Genomic DNA, 18081 nt, shown 5'->3' with positions numbered 1-18081 from the left:
ACCGAAATATCCCTGGATGAGTCTAAAGGATTTACCGAAAAAAGACTCAACGGATTTGACCATTGAGTCGGATCGTAAGGCTTATGGGCAAGGGGCAAGATACGCTGGATTCCATATGACCTATATCATATTTTTCATGCCTGCAAAGCACAACTGAAGCATAGGCGCGGTATAGGAATCAAATTTCTTATCATCGTCCAAGCGGACCCAGGCAATTTCAACAATATCCCGATTGGATTCATTCTCAGTGTCCAAATAAAGTTCACCGCCCACAAGCTCCGCCAGAAAAGTAAATTTCCCGTTCTTTTCGTGCAGTCGTTTCGTGATCCGGATATCGTATCCGGTCTCCTCCTTTACTTCGCGGATACAAGCTTGCTCCGGGGTTTCGTTCCCCTCTATTTTTCCGCCCGGAAAGTTCCATACGATATCCCCTCGTTGAACAAACTGCTTGACCATCAGCACTCGGTTATTTTGAATAACGATACCTTGTGAAATCATTGGCGGCCTCCTCTAATATCTGGTTTTAATTAAATCGATAAAATTTTGAGCGGCCTTGGACAAGTAATGATTCTTCAACCAGATTAAACCGACGGAGGCAGACAGGTTGGCCCCCGATATCTGGTGAGCCTGGATAGCATACCCCGGATGGCGTTTAAGCATCGTTTCCGGGACAATAGAAGCGCAAAAGCCGGATGAAATTAAATCCATCAGCAGAGTAATATCCGAGCACTCGCCTACGATGTTCGGTTGCAGATGGAACCGTGAGAACGCCTCCAAAATCAAATAATGGACCCCCAATCCCTCCGTACTTGGCAGTATGAGCGGATAATGCTGAAGCTCCTCCAGCGAGACTTCGCGATCGAGCGGTTCCTGTTGCGAGGCAACGAAATAAAAGTGCTCTGTATGAAGATGGAGCACGGAAAAGTCGTCCAGCTCCAGCGGCAAGCGGGTAATCGCCAGCTCTACGACCCGGTCTCTCACCAATTTGCAGAGATGGGCGGATTCATTTTGCTGGATTTTATAGGTCACCTTGGGGTATTGTTCTTTGAATTGACGGAGGATTTCCGGCAACTTCGCTTCCGAAAACGTATTGATGCCTATCGTCAGCCTTCCTTTTGCCCCATTCCCGACTTCCCGAACCTCCAACTTGGCTTCTTCCATTAGCTGAGTCATCTGTAAAGCATATTTATATAGGGCTTTGCCCGCCTCCGTTATCTCGAGAAATTTCCCGCTTCTTTCGACTAGTTTGGAGCCTAGCTCCTCCTCCATAGCCTTCAGTTGTTGGCTTAACGGCGGTTGGGAGATATGAAGTCTCTCCGCAGCGGCGGAAATTTTCCTCTCTTCTACTATCGCTATAAAATACCGCAGCTGTCTTATGTCCATCGAAGGAAGACACTCCTTTTAATATATGAAAAACTTAAGCAAAACTAATTTTAATAATATTTTTCATATAACCCTCCTCATGTTAGCATATTTGTAAATAAAGAAAAAGGAGCGATGATTATGTATCGTCTCTGCACGGTTTTATTGGTTGTTTGGCTTGCCGGATGTCAAGCTATTCCTGATACCTCACAAGATGTTATGAAAGAAACTCAACCAACCGAAAAGAAGGTGGAAATTATGAACCAGCAATTGATTCACTACGCAGAGCAAGGAGACACAGAAAATGTTCTGAAGCTGCTTGAAGACGGAGCAGATATCAACGCAACGGATGCTCACGGAAGAACGGCCGTACTGGCGGCAACCTACAACAATAAAACAGACACGGTCAGGGCACTGATCGATAAGGGTGCGGACATTAACCTACGGGATGAGCGCTTAAATAATGTCCTTCTATATGCGGGGGCCGAAGGGCTTCTCGACATCGTCAAGCTCGCCATCGAGGCCGGAGCCGATACGAAGCTGACGAACCGGTTTGGAGGGACGGCTCTAATCCCCGCTTCGGAGCGCGGACATGTCGATGTGGTTAAAGAGCTGCTTGCTCATTCGGATATTGATGTTAATCATATTAATAATTTACACTGGACAGCATTATTGGAAGCGGTCATTCTTGGCAACGGCGGAGAAAAGCATCAGCAAATCGTGCAGCTGTTAGTGGATCATGGAGCTGATGTCCACATCGGGGACGGAGACGGAATCACCCCTCTGGAGCATGCGCAGCAGCGCGGATTTGAGGAAATCGCAGCTATATTGATAAATGCCGGGGCATAAATAACGTTGAAATTATTGAAAGCCATCGGGCTGATTATGATGTGAGAGGAGACAACCGAAATGACGAATAAAGCCTATTGGTTAACGAACGTCCGCTTGGAAGCCGGTTACCTCCGCCAAGACGGTATCGTCGCGGGTACGGAAACGGAGCTATGTGATGTATGTATTGAAGATGGAAAAATGAAAGAAATCATTCCTGCCGGCCAGCCTTTGGAAACGGATTTGCCTGTGCGGGATGCGAAAAATTATTTAATGCTCCCCTCCTTCAGGGATATGCACATCCATTTGGATAAAACATACTACGGAGGCCCTTGGAAAGCGCCGACGATCCCTGCTAAAGGGATTTGGACAAGACTGGAGGAAGAGCAGGAGTTACTTCCCCGCTTGCTGCCTGTAGCAGAAGAAAGAGCAAAGAAATTGCTCGAATTGCTCCTAAATTCAGGCACGACTCATATTCGCACACATTGCAACGTGGATCTCGTCGTCGGGTTGAAAAATCTGGAGGCCACCTTGCGGGCCGTTGAAGCCTATCAAGGGAAAGCTTCCGTCGAAATTGTCGCTTTTCCGCAGCGAGGTTTATTACGCAGCCAGTCCGTTTCGCTGGTTCGGGAAGCACTGCGAAGCGGAGCTTCATTAGTGGGCGGGGTCGATCCTGCAACCATTGACGTCGATCCTGCAACCATTGACGGGGATATTGAGAAGTCCCTTCAGACGATCATGGAGCTTGCGGTGGAAGCCAATGCGAACATTGACCTTCATTTGCACGATCCGGGCCATCTGGGCCTGTTTACGATTCAGCGATTGGCTCATCTGACGGAGGAAGCCGGCTGGCAAGGAAGAGTGACCATAAGCCATGCCTTGGCCCTGGCCGATATTCCCCTTCAAGAAGCCTGCGAAGCCGCCAAGCTGCTGGCCCGCCATGGAATTTCGATTACCTCCTCGGTTCCTCTGACCAGGACGATTCCGATTCCTCTCCTAAGGGATCATGGAGTGGACGTATCCCTTGGCGATGACAGCATTACGGATCATTGGTCCCCCTTCGGGAAGGGAGATAGCTTGGAGAAGGCCGGGACGTTGGCGGAGCGCTTCAGCTTACGCGATGAACGTTCGCTTGGACAAGCCCTTGGATTTATTACAGGAGGGGTCACTCCTTTAAATAAAGAAGGGGAGCGCGTATGGCCCAAAGCCGGCGACAATGCCGATATCGTGCTGGTGGAAGCCTCCTGCTCGGCCGAAGCTGTGGCAAGAAGATCGAGACGGGTAGCTACCCTGTTCCGGGGAGAAGTCATCTCTGGTTCCATATGAAAACAACCGCCGATTGACGGTACCGGTGAAGCGTTTCCGACAGGGACGTTCTACTGGAGTTTCTGCAGCTAGTTCCACCTGTAGGGCGCGTCTTACTGGAGTTTCCGCAGCTAGTTTCCCTGGAGGGCGCGTCTTACTGGCGTTTCTGCGGCTAATTTCTCCTGGAGGGCGCGTCTTACTGGAGTTTCCGCAGGTAGTTCCCCTATAGGGTGCGTCTAACTGGCGTTTCTGCAGCTAGTTTCTCCTGTAGGGCGCGTCTAACTGGAGTTTCCGCAGGTAGTTCCCCTATAGGGCGCGTCTAACTGGAGTTTCCGCAGGTAGTTCCCCTATAGGGTGCGTCTAACTGGATTTCATACAGTTAGTTTGCCCCTCTGGAGCAAAAGACGGGGAACTACCTTGAAAATCCGTCTATTTTACCGTCTGCAGGCATCGTTGCAAGCGGAGCGGCACGTCTAACTGTATTTTGTACAGGTAGATTCAAGCGAATGGGCGAAAATGATCAAACTAACTGGATAAACTACAGTTAAAATGGGCAACTGTGGGCGAAACGGCTGTTTTGGCGCAAACTAACTGTAGGTTTTCCAGTTAGTTTCCATATTTCTTCCGAATATAGAAATCTAACTGTATGAAATCCATTTAGTTTTCAAATTTCACACTATTGAAGCAATTCAACTCTATTCTACCTTGAAAACCCATCCATTTTCATCATCTGATGGTGTCGCGGTCAGCGGCATGGGGCACGACATGAAATGTAAGTAATGTCCGTAACCCATACTTTGTTCGGGGCTGTTGTCTTGAAGTTTTGATTCAGCAGGTTCGGTGCAATGGGACTGGTGTGATTGGAGTCTGTTGTCGTGACTTTAAATTTCTTCGACACGCATGAGCGCATATTGTTCTTCCGCATGAGAATCCCCACCGTACGCTCGGACACCTTCCAACCTTCCGCCCGAAGGAGCATTGTGATTTTGGGGCTGCCATAGCAACACCTGTTGTCAAAAAAATGCCAAGAAATCCGGGACAGCAAAACCTGTCGGCGCTTCTGGTAACTGTTCTCGTTGTCTTTTCCCTGCACCATTTGTAATAACCGCTCCGTGAAACTTCGAGTACAGCGCACATCTTCTCCAATCTAAACTCGGAGCGATGATCTTCGATGAACTGGAACCTTAGTTCCTTTCTTTGCCGAAGATGTGCAGCGCCTTTTTTAGAATGGCGAGTTCTTCCTGGAGATCTTGATTCTGACGTTCTTTCTCCTGATTCTCCCGTTCTTTTTCAAGCAGTTGTTGCTCAAGCTGACGCAATCTTTCCAGCGTGACTAAAGACTCTAATTGAATCTCATCACGGTATTGAGCTTTCCAACTGTGCAGAACACCTGCAGATATCCCAACCTCCTCAGCGATCTGAGGCATCGACTTATTTTGCTCTAAAATGTACTTTACCATCTGTCTCTTGAAATCTTCACTGTAACTGTTTCTTTCCATTCGGACACCCTCTCCCTTATACGGCTATTATCTATTTTCACTTAAGGGATGTCCACTTTTTATTCTAGCTGCAATTTTCCATATACTTTAATCACTTTCCACCTTTCGCTTGAATTTACCTACATAAAACACAGTTAGACGCGCCATTCCGCTTGCACGGTACCGGCAGAAAATGAAATTAACTAATTTTCAAGGTAGATGTTGGTTATAATCGTGGCAAAACAGGGGGCGCCGGCTCCCTTTTCACTCTTTGGAATTAAACTCCATTTGATATAAACGCTGATACAGCCCCTGTTTGGCTAGCAGTTCATCGTGGGTCCCCGACTCCACCACACGTCCGTTATCCATGACCAGGATGCAATCCGCCCGCTGGATCGTAGACAACCGATGGGCGATGACGAAGGAAGTGCGCCCGGCCATCAATGTCACCATAGCATTTTGAATAAGCTGTTCCGTTTCATTGTCCAGAGCCGCAGTCGCTTCATCAAGCAATAAAATCGGGGAATCCCGGCCCTCCACAACAAATTGATTATACGAGGTCTGCCTCCTTCAGGTAGTCTTCTACGATCGAGCGCAGAATCTCTGATACCGAATAGTCTCCCCTTTCGCACTGCCGATCAATTTCGGCCCAGTACTTCTCCGGCAAGGTAAGAGAGATTTTCCGGGTCACGCCAATCGCTTTCCGGCCGGCTCCCGTACGCTGCCCTCCCCTGGTGTATGGCCTATTCGGGGCATTTTTCCCGTCAAGCTCCTTCTGGTTATTATCCATGGTATCACCTACCGCTTATTTTTACATGATCAGGTTTCGCAGTCAATTTTTGCTACCTTTTTCAAGATGGTGATTTCGTTTGTTTTGAACTTCCTCTGCCTTTTGTAACCATTTACAATATTTTAAGGCCAAGGGATTGACAAGAAAAGGGAGAAGACTTATGATGGAATTGTCTTTAATGTTCTTATGTCATTACATTTGATGCAGCAGGAGTGAGGAGCCCCATCATGTCCACTTTATTTGAAAAGACATTGAATAAAGAGATTCCAACTCCCCTTTACTATCAGTTAAAGGAAATTTTGCTGGAATATATTTCGAACAACCATGAGGACTTGGAGGCACCGATTCCGACGGAGCAAGAGCTTAGCGCTCATTTCAAGATCAGTCGGCCGACCGTCAGGCAGGCCATCAATGAACTGGTTTATGAAGGCTTTCTCTATCGGATTAAAGCCAAGGGCACGTTCGTGTCCCGCCCGAAGATTCAGCAGGAATTTCTTCAAGTCTTGGACAGTTTTAATAATGAAATTAAGAAGAAGGGCATGGTTCCGTCAACAAGGGTTCTGAACATCGAAACGGTCAGAAGCGATAAATCCATCAGTGAAGCGTTACATATGATGGAAGGCTCCAAAGTGATCAAGCTGCAAAGATTGCGTTTTGCCAACGAGGACCCTATTGTTATTGTGGATACCTTCTTGCCCTACAATGATTGCCGCTTCCTGCTGGACAGTAATTTAGAGCAAGAGTCGTTGTATGAACTGATTGAAGCCCGATTATCCTTAAAAATTACAAGGGCTGTCCGCAAATTGGAAGCTGTTCTGGCGGGCGACTACGAATCCCAAATGCTCAATGTTTCACAAGGGGCGCCTATCCAATTCATCAAGAGCACAACCTTCTTATCCAACGGAAAGCCCATTGAATATTCCCTAGCCAAATATAGAGGGGACCGCAATACCTTTACTTTTGAAATGAATCGTTAAATTTTTTTGCTCTTAAATGTAAAGACATAACGACATTGGTATGTAGACACTCAATTAAGCATGTTACTCTTAAACATTTGAGGAAGCCTATTTCGATCTAAGCAAACGATATTGCTGCATTACAGCGCCTTTCCGCAAATTTACTTAATATACAAAACTTTAAAATGGGGATGAGGATGCATGGCAGAAAAAATTTTAATCACGCCTAAATCATTCAAAAATTACAAAGAAAAGGCACACCGGCTGCTGCAGGAACGCGGCTACGAAATCATCGAGAATAACTTAGGCAGAACGATGACCGAGCAAGAAATCATCGATGCCGCTCAGGACAATGTGGTCGGAATTATTATCGGGATCGACCCGCTACCGGCTAACGTCCTTGAGCAATGCAAAAGCTTGCGGGCCATCTCCAAATATGGGGTCGGAATGGATAATATCGACCTCAAGAGAGCCGAGGAATTGGGAATTCTCGTCAAGAATGCCGTCGGAACCAACTCCATTTCGGTTGCCGAGCATGCGATTGCCCTCATGTTCGCTAGCGCCAGGAATCTCCCGGCCATTGCAGCCGGCGTCAAATCCTATGGCTGGGACCGCACCATCGGCTTCGAGTTAACGAACAAGAAGCTAGGCGTCATCGGCGGAGGACAAATTGGAAAAGAGGTAGCGAAGCGCGCGGTTGGTATTGGAATGAATGTCACTATCTATGATCCCTTCTTCAAGGATCTGGCATTCCTCGAACAATATAACGTCCAGAGACAAGAGCAGCTCGACGAAGTATTGAAGGAGTCGGATATTATTTCGCTCCACCTGCCGGCAACGGAGGATACCAAAGGGCTGATCAATGCGGAAGCTCTAAAACGGATGAAGCCGACGGCTATCTTGATTAACACGTCGCGCGGAGAGCTTGTGGACGAAGCAGCCTTATATGATGCCCTAGTCAATAACCAAATTGCGGCGGCCGCGCAGGATGTCTATTCGTCCGAGCCCCCACAGCAAGGAGATCCGTTAGTGGCGCTGCCAAATTTTATCTTGACCCCGCACATTGGCGCTTTCACTCATGAAGCGGTAGAGCGAATGGCGATGGTGTCCACCGAAAACCTCATCCATATGCTCGACCAGAAGGAAGATTCCAAATGAGCAAGGCGGACCAAAATTTGCGCTCCGACCAAGTCATCACTACCGTAACCGGAGCTATTTCGCCGGAGCAAATGGGCTTCTGTCACAGCCACGAGCACCTTTTCTTGAAAAAGGGCCAGTCCGCCAAAATCGATCCGGCCTTGCAAATCGATGACTATGACAAAACGATCCAGGAACTGAATTTGTTTAAAGAGGTTGGCGGGGCCACGATTGTCGAAGCACAGCCGGTAGGAAGCGGACGTCACGGCAGATGGCTGGAAGCCGCATCACAGCAGACCGGAGTGCAAATCGTCGCCTCCACCGGCTTCCACAAGCTTGTTTTTTATCCGGGGGACCATTGGATTCATACGGCCGACGCCGACAAGCTCACGGAATTATTTATCGATGAGCTGCAGAACGGGATGTATGCCGATGGCGAGGAAGCTTGGCCCGAGGAACAAATCTCGGCCAGAGCCGGTATCATCAAAACAGCCTCCGATTTCCAAGGGGTGGGCGGCCGATATTACAGGCTGTTCAAAGCGGCGGCCCAGGCCGCTCTCGCGACCAAGGCACCGATCATGAGTCACACGGAAATGGGACGCGCAGCTCTTGATCAGATCAAGCTCTATACCGATTTCGGCCTTAAGCCCGACCAACTGATCATCTGTCATCTGGACCGGGAAATGGAAAATGCCGATTATATGCTCCATGTGGCGAGCACGGGAGTTTATTTGGAGCTCGATACGATTGGCCGGTTTAAATATCATTCGGATGAAGAAGAGGTCGAGCTCATCATCAAGCTGATTGAGGCCGGCTATGAGAATCAAATCTTACTTTCGCTGGATACGACGCGCAAACGGTTAAAGAGCTATGGCGGCGAGCTCGGGTTGGACTATTTGGCCACAACCTTCCTGCCGAAGCTAGAAAGAGGCGGAGTGCCGAAAGCCTTGATTCACAAAATAATGCACGACAATCCGGCCAAAGCATTTAGTAAAGGCGTTTAGAACTATATTTATTAGTTGACAAGATCAGAAACAGAGAGGAGCCATTTCCCATGAAATTACCTGAAAAAGCAACCCAACCTACCATGTATTTCATCGGCGTCACCACCACGAAATCCTCCATCATGAAGCTGTTCCCTCTGTGGGCGGAAGCATTGGGACTGGAAAACGCGGTTCTGAAAGGGATTGATATCGACATTCATGCCGATCCCCAGGTTTATCGGGATGTCGTGGAATTTATTAAAAATGATGAATTATCGTTAGGGGCTCTTGTTACTACCCACAAGATCGATCTGTACCATGCGGCCAAGGATTTGTTTGATTACCTTGATCCTTATGCCACCATGTTCGGCGAACTCTCTTCGATTTCCAAGAAGGATGGCAAGCTTGAAGGATATGCGAAAGACCCTATTTCCAGCGGTCTGGCCATGGAAGCTTTCATTCCGGCAAACTATTGGAAGGATCATGGCGGAGAGCTGTTCGTCATCGGAGCCGGCGGCAGCGCCATTGCGATCTGCTCCTACCTGCTCGATCCCAAGAACGGTGAGAACATCCCTTCTAAAGTGGTCATCGCCAACCGCAGCCAGCCCCGTCTGGACGAGATCGAGCGGATTGTCAAAGAAATTAATCCCGATGTTAAAGCCGAATATCATTTGACACCGGAGCCGACCCAGAACGATGCCCTGCTTGCCCAGATCAAACCGCATTCCCTGATCATCAATGCAACCGGGTTAGGCAAAGACCGCCCAGGGTCACCTTTAACGGATAATGGCAGCTTCCCGGACAAGAGCCTTGTATGGGAATTGAATTACCGCGGAGAGCTGGATTTCATGCATCAGGCCCTTCGTCAGAAGGAATTAAAAGACCTTCACGTGGAAGACGGCTGGATTTACTTCATCCATGGTTGGACCCAGGTCGTTTCCGAAGTGTTCCATATCGATATTACCGGAGCCGTATTCGACCGAATTGAACAAATTTCCAATGAAACGAGATAAGGAGAGACTGCAGCATGAGTGAAAACACAGTAAAACCATTTGCCCTTGACTTCGATCTGATCACAGGTTTGTCCCAAACGAAGGAATCGACCAAGCGCCCGCTGTCCAAAATGAAGGGGATGTACGCGGATGACGCTGCCTTCGAGGCCGCCGTACAAAATAACGACCCGCTCGTTTATGAATATTATGAGCTTGATTTGCCAGAAACACCCGGCAATCTGTTATTCGGAACGAGCATTCTCTACCCCGGCAAAGTAGGAAACGAATATTACATGACCAAAGGCCATTTCCATACCATACTGGAAACCGGAGAAGTTTACTACTGCTTAAGCGGTAATGGCGCCATGCTTATGGAAAATCCGGAAGGAGATTGGGATATCCAATATTTCACCCCGGGACAGGCTGTTTATGTGCCGCCGCGCTATGCCCATCGCAGCATCAATCTTGGCAACGAGCCTCTGGTGACGTTCTATGCTTACCGGGCCGATGCCGGTCATGACTATGGAACGATTGAAACTAAAGGGTATCGGAAGCTTGTCGTAGAGAAGGACGGAAAACCCGAAATCATCGATAATCCGAAATGGAAAGAGTAGGAGAAGCGACGATGAGCAAAAAATGGGAAGTCATTAAAAAGATTACGGACTCCGGCCTAGTCGTCGTTGTCCGGGCGGAAAATGCGGATGAGGCGAAAAAAATTACCGAGGCTTGTTTAAAAGGCGGCGCCGCGGCGATTGAAATTACCTATACCGTTCCGGGCGCTACTCAAGTTATTGAAGAACTGGCTAAAGAATTTATGAATGAAATCATTATTGGCGCGGGTACCGTGTTAGACTCCGAGACGGCGCGGATTGCGCTGCTTTCCGGGGCGGAATACGTAGTAAGCCCTTATCTCAGCGAAGAAGTCCTTAGACTGTGCAATCGTTACCAGGTGCCCTGTATGCCTGGCGCTATGACCGTCGAAGGTGTGGTACGAGCTATGGAGTTGGGGGCGGACATTATCAAGCTGTTCCCTGGGGAAGCCTTCGGGCCGAAAATGATCAAAGCGATCAAAGGTCCGCTGCCGCAAGCCAACATTATGCCGACAGGCGGTGTGAGCCTGGATAATGTCAGTGACTGGATCCAAGCAGGAGCCGTTGCTGTCGGTTCGGGAGGCAGCCTCACGGCCAGCTCCAAGACAGGAGATTATCAGACGATCACCAGCTTAGCCCGTCAGTTCGTGGAAAAAATTAAAGAGGCCAGATCATCCTAAGCTTGGCATCTAACTTTCCATCGTGCCCGATCGTTCGCTACATGTGAATGATCGGGCACTTTCTGCTCTGACATGGCTGTCTCAACAACAAAGAGCGAGGTTAGTGGGGTTTGCCCCAACTTACCTCGCTCTTTCTCTGTCCGGATTCAGTCACGCTAACGAATCTGAGAAACGCTATTGCCGCTTAATCGACACCATTTCGAATATAACGAAACACAGAATCGTTATCTGGGCAAATTATTGCTCGATGCCCTACTATTTTCGTGAATAACGATTTCCCGTTTCGTTAGAAAAAGTTGGGAGCTTCTTTGGGCCGAATAACGTTCCTGTGTTTCGTAAGGTGGAGCGTTCCACTCCTTTTGAGACGGTTTATTCCATTTCAATCATGACTTTCATGGCCTTGTCTTTCTGCTGATCGATAATGTCGTATGCTTCGGAATAGTCTCTGAATTTCACCCGATGGGTAATCAGAGTATCAAATTCAATCAAGCCTTCATTGACAAGCTCAATCGCTTTGATAAAATCTTCTTCTCTATACATGGCGCTGCCAAGCAATGATAATTCATGGTCCTGCACATATCCCATATTGACCGTTGCCAAATCGCCAAATACGCCGACAACGACGATCGTGCTGCCCTTGCGTGCATATTCGATCGCTTGATTGATCGTAACATTAATGCCGATGCACTCGAAGATATAATCGGCCCGATCCTTGCCGAAATTCGCTATGATCGACTCCAATATATTCTCGTTCTTGGCATCGATCGTTTTAATTCCGCATTTCTGCGCTACCTCCAAGCGGTACGGGCTTAGCTCCGAGATAAGGACATCCGCCGCTCCCATAGCTTTGGCCGTCTGAGCGACCAGATTGCCGATCGGGCCTCCGCCCAGCACTACAATCTTTTTCCCGGCAATATCGCCTGCGCGTCTTACAGCATGCACAGCAACCGCAAGCGGTTCGATCAACGCTCCATGCTCCCAGCTCATATCGGCCGGCAGTGCCAGTGCTTTGTCGGCATCCACTACAAAATATTCGCTCGCCATTCCCGTTGTCTGAAAGCCCATCACTTTAAGTTCTTCGCAATCATTATACAGCCCGTGGGTGCATGGATAACATTCTCCGCATACGACCTGAGGCTGGATCGTAACCTTATCGCCGACTTTAACATTCGTTACTTCAGAGCCCACTTCGACTACCTCAGCCGACACCTCATGCCCTTGAACGACCGGGTAACTCGTATAGGGATGCTTCCCATGATTGACATGAATATCCGAACCGCAAACTCCGATGCTTTTCATTTTAATTTTAATTTGGTTCGGTTTAACCTCTGGAACGGGCACATTGTTAAACTCTATTTTACCGGGTTCGGTCATAATGGCTTGGATCATTTTCGTTTCTCCTCTCTCCACTCCGGAATTCGTCTTATGATCTTCCAATATTAATAAGTAATGATAGCTTTCTTGGGAATCTGATGGTTGTTATACTTCTCAAAAGCCTCCACAATGTTTTCAAACTTGAAGTAATCCGAAATAAAATCCTTCAGGTTAAGCTTGCCTGCTCTTATCCATTCTAAAATCTGATCGTAGGCTTCCGCCTCCTCAAGCTTGGACGGCATTTGCTGAAAATTAATTTTCCAGTTATAGGGAGCCTTACTCCAATCGAGCTGCATTTGATTGTTTCTCGGGACACCATAACACAGAATTTCTCCCCGATCCGCAATCAATTCCATCGCATGATTCATAATATCCGTAGACCCGACCGCATCCAAAACATATTTAACGCCATCCGGATATAGCTTTCGGATCTCTTGAGTAACGTCACATTCCTTGCTGTTCAATGCAATCGTTGCCCCATTTTCCAGAAGAAGATTTTTCTTGGCTTCGCTTCTGGCAATTCCGATAATCGACTTGATTCCCATCAAGCTCATCAGCTTGATGAAAGTGACCGCCACAGGACCACTGCCGAACACTACGATATTATCGTTCTCTCCCACTCCGAAATATTTAATGTTGCTGAATACTTCCCGCAGGGTGACAAGCATCGCCGCATCTACCGGATCAATATCCTCGGGGACAATCTGCTGGGCATAGGCGACTTCGGGAACTTCTCCCTCCGGATAGGCCGCCTTATCGTTAACTACGCCATATTCGCTGAAGGCGCCCCAAGCCGAGCCTAATGAGCCGTAAAGCTCTTCGTCCGGATCATTAAACGGCAGCAATACAACATCTCCAACTTTGAAGCTCGTTACTTCAGAACCTACTTCAACCACCCGGCCTACCCCCTCATGCCCGAGCATGAGAGGGTATTTTTCCTTCGGAAATCCTTTGAAGCCGAATTTTATAAGGGTAGAATCCGTGCCGCAAATTCCGCAGCTTATCATTTTAACCAGCGCTTGTTTGGAGTTGTATTTCGGGACCGGTATTTCTTTAACTTGCAGCTGACCAGTAGAATCCACCACTAAGGTTTTCATCAAATCCAACCTTTCAAAATTCAAGATTAGTTAACGATTAAACCGTTTTTTCCGATTTGTTGGTAAGAATTTGCAGGAACACGGCAGCAATAATAATGAAACCTTTAATAATATCCTGCGGATACGACGGAACGGCCATCAGATTCATAATGTTTCCGATGATTCCCAGAATCAGTCCGCCCGCAACGGCTTTAACGACAAAGCCCTTACCCCCTGCAAGGCTTGCTCCCCCGATAACACAGGCAGCAATGGCATCGAGCTCTTGTCCCATTCCAACGGTCGCGCTACCGGTTGAAGATCTTGCCGCGATAAATACGCCCGCTAATGCGGCCAACGCAGCAGATACGGCATAAGTGGACATGACATATCTTTTGGTTCGGATACCGGCAAGCTGCACTGCCGTTTGGTTACTTCCGATAGCAATAACAATCCGGCCCCAAGCCGTATATTTTTGGACCAAAGCGCAAACAATGATCAATACAATCGCAATGATAATTATTGGAAACATGTAAGTTTTGCTAACAATCGTATCCAACGTTCCCGGCGCCAATTTAACCGGTTTGCCCTCGGTTATGACGAAGGAAACCCCTCTTGCTATAGTCATCGTCGCCAATGACGCCACAAAGCCTTGTATACCCGCATAGGCCACTAATGCGCCCGTGAAAATTCCGAATACCATTCCGATAAGTACAGCCAGCACCATGGCAGGAGCATAGTTCATTCCAAAATCACTGATCAAAATAGCAGAGACGGTTGCTCCGACGGCCATGACCGAACCGACGGACAAATCAATTCCGCCCGTCAGGATGACGAAAAGCATCCCAACCGCAACCAGAATGGGTCCTGCCTGTTGAAGAAGGATGTTACGTATATTCATAGATGTGAAGAAAGTATCTGAAAGTAATGCACTGATAATAATTAAAATGGCTAATATAATATACGTATTATTATCTATGATAAATTGCTTTAAATTAAATCTCTTTGCAGCACTAGTCATGATGTCCTATACCCCCATTGCCAGTTTGATAAGATTGTTTTCCGTCAGTTCCGATTTACCGACTTCTCCAACGACAGAGCCTTGCCGCATCACAAGGGCCCGGTCGCACAAGCCAATGATTTCAGCCATTTCCGAAGAGATGACAATCACGCCGACACCTTCTTCTGCAAGCTTGTTTATGATCTTGTAAATTTCGGTCTTCGCACCTACGTCAACACCTCGCGTAGGCTCATCAAAAACAACACATTTGCAGTCCGCGGATAACCATTTGGCCAGGGCAATCTTCTGCTGATTCCCCCCGCTTAGGCTGTTGGCATTATCCTCCATCGACCCGTACTTTGTGGCAATGCTGGCCAATAAGTCCTTTACATATGCTTTCTCTTTTTTATGGTTGATAATACCGGCTTTTTGTATTTTGAACATGGACGCTAGTGTTGTGTTTATCCTGATAGATTGCTCCAACAACAAGCCCTGTTTTTTTCTATCCTCGGGGAGAAGTCCAAATCCGTTATTAATGGCTTCTTTCGGATCTTTAAAGTTAACTTCTTTTCCAAAAAAGATGACTTTTCCTGATTTCTTCTTATCCGCTCCAAAAATAGCACGCATTGCTTCGGTTCTTCCTGATCCTACTAATCCGCTAAATCCTACCACTTCACCGCTTCTAACCGTAAAGCTTACATCTTTCACCATATCCCCTGCGTTCAAGTTTTCAACCCTAAGTATCTCTTCGCCTATTTCCGCGTTCCGTTCCGGGAACAATTGGGTAATCTCCCGGCCTACCATCATTTCGACCAATTCTTCCTTGTTGATAGATGAAGTAGGAACCGTGCCTACATATCCTCCATCCTTCAGTACGGTGATATGATCACTTATTTCTAACAACTCTTCAAGACGGTGGGAAATATAAATGATACTGACACCGTTTTCTTTCAGATTACGAATAATCGAAAGTAATTTTCGGGTCTCGGAGAAGGTTAACACAGCCGTCGGCTCATCAAAAACCAAGACCTTGGAGTTTCTCGCCAAACATTTGGCAATCTCAACGATTTGTTGATAAGCAACACTCAAGCTGCCTACCTTGGCCTCCGGGTCAATATCCTCGAAGCCCAGCTTCACTAATTGCTCCTTGGCCCTCTTTTTCAGGTCCTTCCAATTAATAAACATTCCGGACTCGGCCAGTCTGTCGATAAAAATGTTCTCCGCCACGGTTAAATCGGGCGCCAGCATGAATTCCTGGTAAATAACGGAGACTCCAAGACTAATCATGCTTTTGGGCGATGCAATTTTGGCTTCTTCCCCATCGATCAAAATCTGGCCAGTATCTTTCTGATAGGCACCGGCCAGAATTTTCATCAACGTGGATTTTCCTGCACCGTTTTCCCCTATTAGAGCATGGATTTCCCCCTTCTTGACTTTAAGGGAAACATCCGTCAGTGCTTTAACGCCGCCAAAATGTTTCGATATGTTATTCATTTGAATGATGTATTCATCCTGCATATTCTGGTCTCCCCTTTCTTTCACCAGCTATGATGAGGAAAAGTCCTATCGGAGTATTTCGTTCGATGTGCGACCGTGTCCAAGAAGAAAAAATCCTCCTCTTTCGTCAAAAGGAGGATTCTTCATAAGCTGACTTTTTAGTTTTTCACAATAAATTTGGCTTAGAAACCAAACTCGTAGTATTCGTCAACGTTTTCTTTCGTAACGGCAGCCGGCTCGGTTAATGTAATGTCATCGTAGCTCCACATATCTTTGCCATCTACCAGGATTTCTTTCGCAATTTTCACACCCAGTTGTGCAACTTTATATGGGCTGTTCTCACCAGTGGCAAAGTATTTTCCTTCTTTGATCAAATCATACGCTGCTTTGGCTCCGTCGGCTGCGGCAACAATGTCGACACCTTGGATACCGGCATTCTCAAGTGCTGTCATCGCGCCGAACAGCATTTGGTCGTTCTCACCCAATACCGTTGTCAAATCGCGGTTCGCAGTGATCAGATCCTCTGCAGCCGTAAGACCTTGTTCCTCAGTCCAAGCGCCCCAGCCTTGTCCAGCAACGGTGAACTTGGCTTCAGCATTGGTTGCCTTACCTTTGGAGAGCAATTCGCTATCGAAGGCTTCTGCCAATTCCCAAGCTTTCTCTTCCGAAACGCCGGTTTTTCCTTCAATAATTCCTGCGAAGAGACCTGTTCTTCTTTCGGCACCGGCTACGTTCCCCTTCGCACCGCTCAGAATGATCGCTTTGATTTCTTGATCACCCATTTTTTTCGCATATGCCAAACCAACCAATCGGCCGTTTTGCTTGTTGTCGGAATAAACCGTTGTAATGTCTTTAGCCCCTTCACCAACACCGCTGTCCAGGTTAATGACTCCGATTCCGGCTTCTGCAGCTTTGTTAATGCTAGGAACAGCCGCATCCGGCTCAACGCTGTCGAGGAAAATCAAATCCATTCCTTGAGCAATGAAGGTTTCCATATTTTCAGCTTCTTTGGAAGTGTTTCCGTTGGCATCCAGAACAGTGATGTCCCAGCCTTCTGCTTTAGCGCTTTCTTGAACCGCTTTAACCAGCGATACAAAGTATGGAGAATCCTGAGTCTTGATTGCAAAGCCAACCTTGATTTTCTTCCCGCCGGAGTCATTCCCGGAAGTATCCTTGGAAGAACTGCATCCAACCACCATCATGGCCACTACTAGTGTTAGGATTAGTGCAAATAAACCTTTTTTCTTCATGAATCTTTCCCCCTAAATACTTATGGTGTTGTTCAATACAAAGTATTGTTATGACATTACAATATTACATAGTTAGTATACAATAAGCTGTTAGCGGTTTCAACCTAAATATTTTATTAAATTTTGATCGTCATGGATTCAAAAGCGATAATTTCGGCAGCTCGTCCAAAGAATCGATGGCTGCATCGAAATGTTCGGCACTTCCAAAGCCGTATCTTGCATACACAAAGGGAATCCCCGCTTCCTTGGAAGCCGAAGCGTCCCCTGACGTATCGCCTACATAGATAGCATTCTTAAGAGAATTACGATCTATGATCAGGCGGATATTTTCTGCTTTGGATAAGCCCGTTCGTCCCGGATATTCAAAATCTTCAAAGTAACCTTCCAATCGGTTTCCTGCTATAAAGCTTTGTATATACCCCTCCTGACAATTACTTACTATAAAAAGCCGATAGCTTTTCTTAAGTTCATCCAGCGTTTCAACCAGCTTTGGAAAAAGAATTCCGCCATCTTTCTCAAGATAGGGACATTGATTTGCGCAGCTTTCCGTCATAATGGCGAGAGCTACTTCTTCCGGAGCGGATGGAAACAGTGTTCTTGCAATGATTTCCGTAGGCAATCCATACAAGCCTTTAAGTTTTTCGGCGGTTACCGGTTCTACAACCTTATATTTAGCTGCAACCTCCGACCAAATCTTGGCCCCTATATGAGTGGTGTCCCATAGAGTCCCATCCAGATCAAATATAATACCATCAACCATTTGAAGCCCCCTCTCTGATTTGTCCT

At 47.2% G+C, this 18081-nt stretch carries 18 protein-coding genes and 3 pseudogenes; 8 read left to right on the top strand and 13 right to left on the bottom strand.

What is annotated here, in order from left to right; all coding sequences use genetic code 11:
* Nucleotides 1-120: 120 nt before the first annotated feature.
* On the bottom strand, nucleotides 121-498 hold the full coding sequence (locus ACFQ03_RS16990; RefSeq protein WP_144938165.1) for an NUDIX hydrolase: 378 nt from the start codon (nucleotides 496-498) through the stop codon (nucleotides 121-123).
* A gap of 12 nt (nucleotides 499-510) precedes the next feature.
* On the bottom strand, nucleotides 511-1383 hold the full coding sequence (locus ACFQ03_RS16985) for a LysR family transcriptional regulator (protein WP_379289599.1): 873 nt from the start codon (nucleotides 1381-1383) through the stop codon (nucleotides 511-513).
* A 237-nt stretch (nucleotides 1384-1620) separates the two neighbouring features.
* On the opposite strand from ACFQ03_RS16985, the gene ACFQ03_RS16980 reads away from it, so the two are divergent.
* Together ACFQ03_RS16980 and ACFQ03_RS16975 are read left to right on the top strand one after the other, a co-directional pair.
* Nucleotides 1621-2211 (top strand): ankyrin repeat domain-containing protein, encoded by a 591-nt coding sequence (locus ACFQ03_RS16980; protein ID WP_144938172.1) that lies wholly within the window; start codon nucleotides 1621-1623, stop codon nucleotides 2209-2211.
* A gap of 60 nt (nucleotides 2212-2271) precedes the next feature.
* Nucleotides 2272-3516, top strand: a complete 1245-nt coding sequence (locus tag ACFQ03_RS16975) for an amidohydrolase family protein (RefSeq protein WP_379289597.1) — start codon at nucleotides 2272-2274, stop codon at nucleotides 3514-3516.
* Between the two features lie 724 nt (nucleotides 3517-4240).
* On the opposite strand, the gene ACFQ03_RS16970 is transcribed toward ACFQ03_RS16975, so the two are convergent.
* The 5 genes and pseudogenes from ACFQ03_RS16970 to ACFQ03_RS16955 all read right to left on the bottom strand — a co-directional run bounded on the left by ACFQ03_RS16970 (nucleotide 4241) and on the right by ACFQ03_RS16955 (nucleotide 5763).
* Nucleotides 4241-4591 carry an IS3 family transposase gene (locus ACFQ03_RS16970; RefSeq protein WP_379289595.1) on the bottom strand — a complete coding sequence of 117 codons (351 nt, stop codon included), beginning with the start codon at nucleotides 4589-4591 and terminating at the stop codon, nucleotides 4241-4243.
* Nucleotides 4581-4745: pseudogene (locus ACFQ03_RS25905) on the bottom strand (IS3 family transposase); the annotation flags it as partial. The gene ACFQ03_RS16970 and the pseudogene ACFQ03_RS25905, both read right to left, overlap by 11 nt.
* Before the next feature lie 36 nt (nucleotides 4746-4781).
* A pseudogene (locus ACFQ03_RS16965) lies at nucleotides 4782-4994 on the bottom strand (transposase); the annotation flags it as partial.
* A gap of 243 nt (nucleotides 4995-5237) precedes the next feature.
* A pseudogene (locus ACFQ03_RS16960) lies at nucleotides 5238-5501 on the bottom strand (hypothetical protein); the annotation flags it as partial.
* 22 nt (nucleotides 5502-5523) lie between these two features.
* Nucleotides 5524-5763 (bottom strand): ribbon-helix-helix domain-containing protein, encoded by a 240-nt coding sequence (locus ACFQ03_RS16955; protein ID WP_144938328.1) that lies wholly within the window; start codon nucleotides 5761-5763, stop codon nucleotides 5524-5526.
* Nucleotides 5764-5990: 227 nt separating this feature from the next.
* Between ACFQ03_RS16955 and ACFQ03_RS16950 the strand changes: the two genes are divergently transcribed.
* The 6 genes from ACFQ03_RS16950 (at nucleotide 5991) to ACFQ03_RS16925 (ending at nucleotide 11101) form a co-directional block, all read left to right on the top strand.
* A complete protein-coding gene (locus ACFQ03_RS16950; RefSeq protein ID WP_144938325.1) occupies nucleotides 5991-6740 on the top strand; it encodes a GntR family transcriptional regulator in 750 nt (249 codons plus the stop codon).
* 180 nt (nucleotides 6741-6920) lie between these two features.
* The gene (locus ACFQ03_RS16945) at nucleotides 6921-7877 is read left to right on the top strand and encodes a phosphoglycerate dehydrogenase (RefSeq protein ID WP_150959904.1); all 957 of its coding nucleotides are present in this window, start codon (nucleotides 6921-6923) and stop codon (nucleotides 7875-7877) included.
* Nucleotides 7874-8860: a phosphotriesterase family protein gene (locus ACFQ03_RS16940; protein WP_379289591.1), complete on the top strand. Its 987-nt coding sequence runs from the start codon at nucleotides 7874-7876 to the stop codon at nucleotides 8858-8860. Before ACFQ03_RS16945 ends, ACFQ03_RS16940 begins: the two co-directional genes overlap by 4 nt.
* Nucleotides 8861-8910: 50 nt before the next feature.
* Nucleotides 8911-9852, top strand: a complete 942-nt coding sequence (locus tag ACFQ03_RS16935) for a shikimate dehydrogenase family protein (RefSeq protein ID WP_379289589.1) — start codon at nucleotides 8911-8913, stop codon at nucleotides 9850-9852.
* Between the two features lie 14 nt (nucleotides 9853-9866).
* The gene (locus ACFQ03_RS16930) at nucleotides 9867-10445 is read left to right on the top strand and encodes a glucose-6-phosphate isomerase (protein ID WP_379289587.1); all 579 of its coding nucleotides are present in this window, start codon (nucleotides 9867-9869) and stop codon (nucleotides 10443-10445) included.
* Nucleotides 10446-10456: 11 nt separating this feature from the next.
* Complete coding sequence (locus tag ACFQ03_RS16925) at nucleotides 10457-11101, top strand: bifunctional 2-keto-4-hydroxyglutarate aldolase/2-keto-3-deoxy-6-phosphogluconate aldolase (protein WP_150959907.1); 645 nt, start codon at nucleotides 10457-10459, stop codon at nucleotides 11099-11101.
* Between the two features lie 369 nt (nucleotides 11102-11470).
* On the opposite strand, the gene ACFQ03_RS16920 is transcribed toward ACFQ03_RS16925, so the two are convergent.
* The 6 genes from ACFQ03_RS16920 to ACFQ03_RS16895 form a co-directional block, all read right to left on the bottom strand.
* A complete protein-coding gene (locus tag ACFQ03_RS16920; protein ID WP_144938309.1) occupies nucleotides 11471-12490 on the bottom strand; it encodes a zinc-dependent alcohol dehydrogenase in 1020 nt (339 codons plus the stop codon).
* 50 nt (nucleotides 12491-12540) lie between these two features.
* Nucleotides 12541-13572 (bottom strand): zinc-dependent alcohol dehydrogenase, encoded by a 1032-nt coding sequence (locus tag ACFQ03_RS16915; RefSeq protein ID WP_144938306.1) that lies wholly within the window; start codon nucleotides 13570-13572, stop codon nucleotides 12541-12543.
* 37 nt (nucleotides 13573-13609) lie between these two features.
* On the bottom strand, nucleotides 13610-14569 hold the full coding sequence (locus ACFQ03_RS16910) for an ABC transporter permease (protein ID WP_144938304.1): 960 nt from the start codon (nucleotides 14567-14569) through the stop codon (nucleotides 13610-13612).
* A gap of 6 nt (nucleotides 14570-14575) precedes the next feature.
* Nucleotides 14576-16042, bottom strand: coding sequence for a sugar ABC transporter ATP-binding protein (locus ACFQ03_RS16905; protein WP_260982110.1), 1467 nt, complete (start codon nucleotides 16040-16042; stop codon nucleotides 14576-14578).
* Between the two features lie 185 nt (nucleotides 16043-16227).
* Entirely contained in the window at nucleotides 16228-17295 is a 1068-nt protein-coding gene (locus ACFQ03_RS16900) for a substrate-binding domain-containing protein (protein ID WP_379289583.1), read from the bottom strand.
* A gap of 130 nt (nucleotides 17296-17425) precedes the next feature.
* Complete coding sequence (locus tag ACFQ03_RS16895; RefSeq protein ID WP_144938295.1) at nucleotides 17426-18055, bottom strand: HAD family hydrolase; 630 nt, start codon at nucleotides 18053-18055, stop codon at nucleotides 17426-17428.
* Nucleotides 18056-18081 lie beyond the last annotated feature (26 nt).

The organism is Paenibacillus residui (assembly GCF_042677205.1).
Classification (GTDB): domain Bacteria; phylum Bacillota; class Bacilli; order Paenibacillales; family NBRC-103111; genus Paenibacillus_L; species Paenibacillus_L residui.
This window is presented reverse-complemented; position numbering and strand designations above follow the sequence as displayed.

Coding starts and splice junctions, on each gene's coding strand:
- ACFQ03_RS16990 (WP_144938165.1), bottom strand. CDS start 498: ATGATTTCACAAGGTATCGTTATTCAAAATAACCGAGTGCTGATGGTC.
- ACFQ03_RS16985 (WP_379289599.1), bottom strand. CDS start 1,383: ATGGACATAAGACAGCTGCGGTATTTTATAGCGATAGTAGAAGAGAGG.
- ACFQ03_RS16980 (WP_144938172.1), top strand. CDS start 1,621: ATGAACCAGCAATTGATTCACTACGCAGAGCAAGGAGACACAGAAAAT.
- ACFQ03_RS16975 (WP_379289597.1), top strand. CDS start 2,272: ATGACGAATAAAGCCTATTGGTTAACGAACGTCCGCTTGGAAGCCGGT.
- ACFQ03_RS16970 (WP_379289595.1), bottom strand. CDS start 4,591: ATGGTGCAGGGAAAAGACAACGAGAACAGTTACCAGAAGCGCCGACAG.
- ACFQ03_RS16955 (WP_144938328.1), bottom strand. CDS start 5,763: ATGGATAATAACCAGAAGGAGCTTGACGGGAAAAATGCCCCGAATAGG.
- ACFQ03_RS16950 (WP_144938325.1), top strand. CDS start 5,991: ATGTCCACTTTATTTGAAAAGACATTGAATAAAGAGATTCCAACTCCC.
- ACFQ03_RS16945 (WP_150959904.1), top strand. CDS start 6,921: ATGGCAGAAAAAATTTTAATCACGCCTAAATCATTCAAAAATTACAAA.
- ACFQ03_RS16940 (WP_379289591.1), top strand. CDS start 7,874: ATGAGCAAGGCGGACCAAAATTTGCGCTCCGACCAAGTCATCACTACC.
- ACFQ03_RS16935 (WP_379289589.1), top strand. CDS start 8,911: ATGAAATTACCTGAAAAAGCAACCCAACCTACCATGTATTTCATCGGC.
- ACFQ03_RS16930 (WP_379289587.1), top strand. CDS start 9,867: ATGAGTGAAAACACAGTAAAACCATTTGCCCTTGACTTCGATCTGATC.
- ACFQ03_RS16925 (WP_150959907.1), top strand. CDS start 10,457: ATGAGCAAAAAATGGGAAGTCATTAAAAAGATTACGGACTCCGGCCTA.
- ACFQ03_RS16920 (WP_144938309.1), bottom strand. CDS start 12,490: ATGATCCAAGCCATTATGACCGAACCCGGTAAAATAGAGTTTAACAAT.
- ACFQ03_RS16915 (WP_144938306.1), bottom strand. CDS start 13,572: ATGAAAACCTTAGTGGTGGATTCTACTGGTCAGCTGCAAGTTAAAGAA.
- ACFQ03_RS16910 (WP_144938304.1), bottom strand. CDS start 14,569: ATGACTAGTGCTGCAAAGAGATTTAATTTAAAGCAATTTATCATAGAT.
- ACFQ03_RS16905 (WP_260982110.1), bottom strand. CDS start 16,042: ATGAATAACATATCGAAACATTTTGGCGGCGTTAAAGCACTGACGGAT.
- ACFQ03_RS16900 (WP_379289583.1), bottom strand. CDS start 17,295: ATGAAGAAAAAAGGTTTATTTGCACTAATCCTAACACTAGTAGTGGCC.
- ACFQ03_RS16895 (WP_144938295.1), bottom strand. CDS start 18,055: ATGGTTGATGGTATTATATTTGATCTGGATGGGACTCTATGGGACACC.